Source organism: Auritidibacter ignavus (assembly GCF_003703835.1).
In the GTDB taxonomy this organism is placed as follows: domain Bacteria; phylum Actinomycetota; class Actinomycetes; order Actinomycetales; family Micrococcaceae; genus Auritidibacter; species Auritidibacter ignavus.
The window spans coordinates 1-6,748 of sequence record NZ_RDQR01000035.1; the positions used below are offsets into that span (position 1 = coordinate 1).

The 6,748-nt window shown below is 58.3% G+C and carries 4 protein-coding genes and 1 pseudogene; all 5 read left to right on the forward strand.

Features of this window, described 5'->3' with window-relative positions; translation table 11 throughout:
* The first annotated feature begins 607 nt into the window (after nt 1-607).
* The 5 genes and pseudogenes from DYI20_RS11850 to DYI20_RS11875 all read left to right on the forward strand — a co-directional run bounded on the left by DYI20_RS11850 (nt 608) and on the right by DYI20_RS11875 (nt 6,231).
* Nucleotides 608-1,456, forward strand: a pseudogene (locus DYI20_RS11850) (IS5 family transposase).
* A gap of 227 nt (nt 1,457-1,683) precedes the next feature.
* Entirely contained in the window at nt 1,684-2,445 is a 762-nt protein-coding gene (locus DYI20_RS11855) for an ABC transporter ATP-binding protein (RefSeq protein ID WP_233242945.1), read from the forward strand.
* Nucleotides 2,442-3,863, forward strand: a complete 1,422-nt coding sequence (locus DYI20_RS11860; protein ID WP_166769823.1) for an FtsX-like permease family protein — start codon at nt 2,442-2,444, stop codon at nt 3,861-3,863. The genes DYI20_RS11855 and DYI20_RS11860 overlap by 4 nt, the downstream gene beginning before the upstream one ends.
* Nucleotides 3,864-4,183: 320 nt before the next feature.
* A complete protein-coding gene (locus DYI20_RS11870) occupies nt 4,184-5,530 on the forward strand; it encodes a histidine kinase (RefSeq protein WP_158278512.1) in 1,347 nt (448 codons plus the stop codon).
* Nucleotides 5,527-6,231 carry a response regulator gene (locus DYI20_RS11875; protein WP_110111053.1) on the forward strand — a complete coding sequence of 235 codons (705 nt, stop codon included), beginning with the start codon at nt 5,527-5,529 and terminating at the stop codon, nt 6,229-6,231. Before DYI20_RS11870 ends, DYI20_RS11875 begins: the two co-directional genes overlap by 4 nt.
* Nucleotides 6,232-6,748 lie beyond the last annotated feature (517 nt).

Here is a 6,748-nt window from a genome sequence, read left to right on the forward strand (position 1 = left end):
ATCCGTATTGTGCGCTTTTACCAACGTCTAGCCCCAGGATCACATCGTAGGTTGTTGTCATGGCAGTCTTCCTCACTGCTGGTAGCAAGGCCGCTGTGATCATGACACCCGATGCTTGCACCCACGTTACGAACAGACCTCAACACACTGCTTGGGCCGCATCCCTATGAGAAGTCAACGCGCGTCCTGGACCTCTGGCGGCAACACCCCCGGACCATGAAATGACAGGGCAACACAGCCATACCAGAGCCAGCGACCAGGTCCTTGGTTAGACCTAAGAAATATCCTAGAAGGACCTATAAACAAATGTAACGGGTGTCCCTATGCTCGATGCGCCTATCACGGCGATCACGGCCTGAGGGAGCTCCCGGCCTCTGGGTTGGGCACATAACATGGTCGTTCACCTTGCGCGGCAGCCCTCCCTTAGTCAGACAAAACGAGGACCGCGTGCGCTGCCCAACGCTTGCCGGGGTCACGCGATAGCGGAGCAAGACACCTCTGGGGCGTATCTCCCATATTTGCGGTGAGGTGCGCAGGATGCTCTGGCTGGGTGAGGCCAGCAGGTCCACGGTATCGAGTGATCACGGACGAGCAGTAGTGGGAGCGCATCGAACCGCTGCTGCCCTCGGACGCGGACCGCCGCGGTCATCCGTTCGGCGATGAACGGCGCGGATCATGGAGAACGTCGCGTACCGGTTCCGGACCGGGATTCCATGACGGGATCTGCCTTACCAGCAGTTTGCGCCGTGACAAACGGCGTGGAAGCGGCATCGCCGGTACGCCGGTGACGGCACCTGGAACCAAGTGCTGACGTGGAGCCTTGCCGGGGCCAATTCTGCGGGGAAGAGCGACTGGGCCGTGTCGATCGATGCGACGATCGCGCAGGCCCATCGACCCGCAACGAATACCACCCGCCCTGCGCAGGACACAGAGAGCGAGATCGAATCACAAGAACCCGCCGCGGCGGGAGATTGAACCACCCGGTCACGGCATGGGCCGCTCACCTGATGGGCTGAGCACGAAGATCCACCAGGCCATCTATGGGCGCGACTGACCGTTGGCAATGGTCCTCACTGGCGGGCAGCGCAACGATGATACCCACCGAGAGTTACGTCCTTCGGCTCGGGTCGCCCACGCACTCGCCCGGACGCTGTGACCGCCGACCGCGCCGGGGCGAGCGGTGTCATCCGCAATGAGCTGCGCCGCCGCGGCATCACGGCCGTCTCCAGACGGGCGAGACCAGAGCGCTGCCAGGAAGTGCAGGGGCAGTTATGGCGGTCACTCTCCCGGCATCGACGCCCGCCGTGGACGGAACGTGATCGAGCGGTTCCTCGCCCTGGCCACTCAATGGCGCGGTATCGCCACTCACTTCGACAAGCGCGCGATCACCTACCGCGGTGGCACAACTCTTTGCGCCATCCTCATCTGGGAGCGGCCATTGGGAGACACGCCCTAGTCAGTGCACCGGCTACTCCCGCACCGGCCCCGCCGAGCACGACGTGGCGCTCGGCGACTGGTGGCCACAGCTACGCATGCAGCGATCCGGAGGCCGCGGCAGTCGCTGCAACTGTCATCACCAGGTGTCAATCTACGTGTGACGGTGGCGAGACGAGACGAAGCTTGGGAAGTTGTACACAGTAGGCCATGTACTGCCAGATGTCAGAGAAAGGGTGCTCACTCACAATGTACGCAACAACAGAGGCTGCCGCCGTGCAGGCGAGGTCTGTGAACCTTGCAGCCGGGAACACTAGGATTCTGCGAGACTGCTCGGTAAGAATCCCGCAGAGAGGTCTGACGTCCATAGTCGGACCGAGCGGCGCCGGAAAAACCTCACTCCTATACTGCCTGAGCGGACTCGACCAGCCAGACACAGGGCAGATCCTTGTGGGGCAAACCGACATCTATAACCTGCGGAGCGAAGCGAGAGCAAAATTCCTGAGGGAGAACGTTGGATTCGTATTCCAACAATACAATCTGATCCCGTACTTAACCGTCGAAGAAAACATTACGCTACCCTCGACTATGGCCCGCAGGAAAGTGGACCATGGTTTCCTAACCCATACGATGGAGACGTTTGGATTGCTTGAGAAACGGAAAGCTCGGGCAAGTCTACTTTCAGGTGGCGAGCAACAGCGGGTTGCGCTCTGTCGTTCGATCATACTATCGCCGGCAGTCATTTTCGCAGACGAGCCGACTGGTGCTCTTGACTCAAGAAACTCGGCACTGGTCCTGCAGTCGCTCCGAGACTTGGCTTCCCAAGGCGCGACGATCGTTATGGTTACGCATGACGTCGATGCTGCTGCACTCGCAGACAGAGTCGTGTTCATGCACGACGGAACCGTAACGAATATCTCTTCGGATCAAATCAGCCCAAATGAAATATCATCCGTTCTTCGAGGCGAATGGGGAAGCAATCTGGAGCATCGGGGAAGTGCGACGTCATGACACGTTATATTTGGAAAATTTTTGCCAGTGATGCTAAGAACTGGATTCCAACTATAGTTGTCGTGGCTATAGTGACTGCTCTCATCGGGGCTTGCATTAATCAGTTCATCTGGACGAACAGCAGTCCCTTTCAAGCCGCTGCCGCGAATGCGAAACTCGATCCAAGTGAGTTTTCAATAGTATCGGTTACCATCTACATCCTGATTGCTGTTGTGGCCGTCTTTACACTCACGGTGGTTGGTGCCGCTACCGTAGAACGCACTCGTCAGACCTTCTCCCAGTGGCGTCTAGCCGGAGCCAGCCCTCGTCAGGTGCGTGGCGGGCTTTGGCTTCTTCTGGGGCTATCGAGCGTCATAGGAGCTGTGCCGGGAGCGGTGCTTGGGGCCTTTTTGAGCACAGCGGCTGTTCCGCTATTCAACGAGATGGCAGCCGAAAGTTTCCCAGACGGAACCGGCAACTTCAGCGCGCCGCCCTTCTTTCCCTCTGTCGTGGCCACGATCATGTCGTTCCTCATTGGAGTCGTCACCTGCCTAGCTGGAGCAGTCGTGCCAGCTAGACGAGCTTCGAAGGTAAAGCCTGTCGAGGCAATACGTGGCGTGTCCGCGGTCGCAGGACGGCGCAGGGTGCTCAGATGGATAGTAGGTTTGATCGTGCTGCTTGTCGCGGTCTTCCTCGCCTTCAGTAGCTCACTCATGCCCCAGAATGCTGATGTCGGTGTTGAAGCCGGCAATATGGTCAACTCAGCGATCATGGCGGGGCTCGTGGCGGCGTTTGGGGCCTTCGTCCTAGGCTCCGAAGTCATCCCCATCGTGCTGGGTGGCATCCGAATATTGCTTCGGCCGATTCCGGGCTCAGCGATCGCACAGGTGGCCGTTAAGCAAGCGAACGCCCGAGCGGGATTCAACGCGAACATGATCGCTCCTCTCGGTGCCGCAGTGGGCCTAGGCGTCGTTATGTTCACCACACTGCGTTCCTACCAAAATACGATGGCGGCCGAAGGGTTTGCCCTCACGAATCCCAACTACACAGACACAGTACTGATGACCGGCCTATTTGGCCTTGCCGCTTTGTTGACCAGCATCGCAGTTATCTGCCTTTCAGGACGAGATTCCGTATTGGAACAAGGCACCTTGAGGACAGCAGGTCTCACGCCACATCAAGTCCTGGCTCTCCTGGTATGGCAAACTTTCCAGCTGACAGTGAGCACAATCATCATCGCGCTGATCCCGGTACTCATCACGAGCACCGTCTTGGTGGCTAGGTCCACCCTAATCGCTGGAACCTCGATGCTCTCAATCCCCTTTCTCCATTTTATCGCCGCAGCATTTGTATGCTGGCTTGCACTATTCCTGGTTCAATGGGCGCAATTGGCTCCATGGTTGCGCCGTAGTCCCGCGGATAGCCTAAGGAGGGCTTGACATGATGGGCGCACCGAAGTCACACTACTCGCCAACTGAGGTAGCTCCGGATGACTCAGACAGCTCTGGGGTCCTCGTCTCACTTATGCTGGGGATGCTCCTCTGTCTTCCCGGTGTCCTGCTCGCCTGGGCATTGAGAACGAGTGACAACCATTGGAAGAGCGGGGCCGCTGCCGCAGCTTGGACGGGGTGCCTGTTGTCTCCGATTGTCTGGATTTTGCTGATTGTAGTCGGTACCGTTTTGTTTACGCTTGCCGCACTGCCGTCCGGCGAGCTCGCGAAGTATGTGTGGCCAGACCAACTATGAGGGAGCACCGCAAGTGCCTTACGAGCAGCGCCAGAATCCAGTAAAGGAGACGGCCGCACGCTACTGGCAGGTGCTCGGCGACTGGCTGTCGCAGTCGGCAGTGCCTCCCGGCAGGCCATCTGCTGGCCTCATCGCAGGCGTGATCATCTGTTCCAGCTACCAGACTTTCTTTATTGCGCGCCTCCTGTTCGTCGGTACGCCCACGGACGGTACCGCCTTCCACCTTAGCGGCGTCTGGTATGGCGCGGTATTGCTCGCCGTGGCGGTCATTGGCTCCGCTGCTGTCCTGATAGCCTCATCTCGTGCTCCACTAACAGTGCTGGGGGTTGAGTGTGTCTTACATGTTGTGGGCTCGGCTCTCGGAATGGAGAACTATTTTGTTTTCCCCCTGTTGTTCGCTCTGTTTAGCTGCATCACCAGGTCTTTGGCGTGGGGTGTCACAACTGGGATTCTGACCGTCCTCGTCGCGATGGCCGCCAGCTCTCTCATAGTCGCTCGTCCGGGAACCTTCGCTGCCGAATTCGTGGGCCAACTCATCACTGCGGCCGCCTTCGCTGCGGTTGGAATTGCGACCCGCAGCGTCCGTGCGTGGCGTAGCTCAAGTAGAAGGGTTCGCACTGCGCTGGCCCAGGCTCAACACTTCGAGTACGAAAGAGATGAGGCCATCGTATGGGCACGCATTGCGGAAGAACTGCATGATAGTGTCGGCCATGGTTTAACCACCATCGCCGCGTTGGCTGAAGGACTAAGCGGCGTGACCGGCGACGCCCAGTTCGACGAGGCATTGGACGGCATCAATCAGGTAGCGCGCGAAAGCCTGGAAGATACCCGTCGCGCAGTACATCGGCTTTCGGCGGCTGCTCACGTATCCGAAGGCCCCGACGTCGCACTTATTGAGACGGGAGCCACCGTCGATGCAGGAAACGGTGAGAGTCGGTCTCGGTACCGTCACTGGGACGACATAGTACCTATCCTTGACCACGTACGGTCCCTCGGCGTGACTGTCATATTTACAGAAACCGGCCGGCGTCAGGAACACCGGGAACATTCGCATTTGTGTTTTTCGATTACCCGAGAAAGTCTGACCAACGCCATCCGCCATGCCGCTTGTCTCAAGCGCGTGACCGTGTCATGGGACCATTCAGAAAAAGCGACACGCATCACTGTGAGGAACGACGGAGTTGAGCGGTCGCTACCGCCGAGCGCCGGCTCCCAGTACGCGCCCGGGACCGGACTCCGGAGGTTGCAACGACAGGTGGAGCAAACTGGGGGTTCTCTATCCTCTGGCTACGAAGACGGTGCGGACTGGGTACTAGTGTCCGACGTTCTAGTTCCCGATAAGGAGGTCGGCCACCCATGACGGATTCAACTTTGACCGCAGTGCACCACCGGACGTTGAAGGTCATGCTTGTTGACGATCAGCGGCTCGCTCGCACAGGATTCTCCTTGATGCTGGCGAAGACGGGAACGGTCGACGTGATAGCGGAGGCCTCCGATGGCCAGCAAGCAATTCAGGTGCTGGATTCACGCTATCGCAGCTGCGACCCCCTCCCCAACGTCATACTCATGGATGTCCGGATGCCAGTTATGGACGGCATCGAGGCAACCAGACGCATCACGATCAGTTATCCCAGCGTAAAAGTCCTCGTGCTGACGACTTACGACGAGGATGACTATGCGTTCGGAGCACTCGCCGCAGGCGCTTCGGGCTTTCTACTCAAGGATGTTCGAGCGCCCCAGCTTGCCACGGCGTTGCAGTCTGTGTCGCAGGGGGACGCGATCTTGACTCCACGTATCACGCGCCAAGTCCTCGAACGTGGCGTACTTAGGGCTTCTTCCGCTGGCGAGAAGCGCGCCCGGCAAGCGCAGTTCGCACAGCTAAGCCCTCGCGAATTCGATATTGCACGTTTAATCGCGGATGGCCTTTCAAATGCTGAAATAGCGCAGAAGCTCGTTCTTCAGCCGGCATCGATCCGCCGAAATGTTAGCCGAATCTTGGCAAAACTGGAACTCCGCGATCGGGTACAGATCGCCGTCGAATGGTATAAGTCAGGCATGTGACTTCCGAACCTCGCATCTATGTTGCAACCGGCGACAAAGGCAAGCAGCCGAGGTATGCCATGCCTCTCCGACGCGCATATCAATATTGCAGGTGCGCAATGAAACTCGCTCCCGTGGAGTGACAAGTTGAAAGTGTTCTCTCGACCCCACGTCTTCACCCTCGTCACTTACGACTCGCGTACCCGTCATGTTGCGCCTAAGGCCTACGCCGGCAACGGTCTGCCCTGGTAAGTAGCTCAGGCACAACTGCGAGCACCCTCAGAGCAGGATCTGGTCTGTAGGCTATGGCTTCCTGAGACCGCCCTCAACCATACGACGTACCTTATTCATATTGAGCGCGTAGCTCAGGTCGTGCCTCACGTATCGTGAGCGCGAAGCCATAGTGTGAACGCATGGATAAGGACATTGTCTCGATGAGTGCTCGGATTGAAGTCACCAAGCAATTACGTAGGGATTATCGCACGGGGTCCAAGGCGGAGAAGTCAGCGATTTTAGATCAGTTTTGTGCTTCCACTGG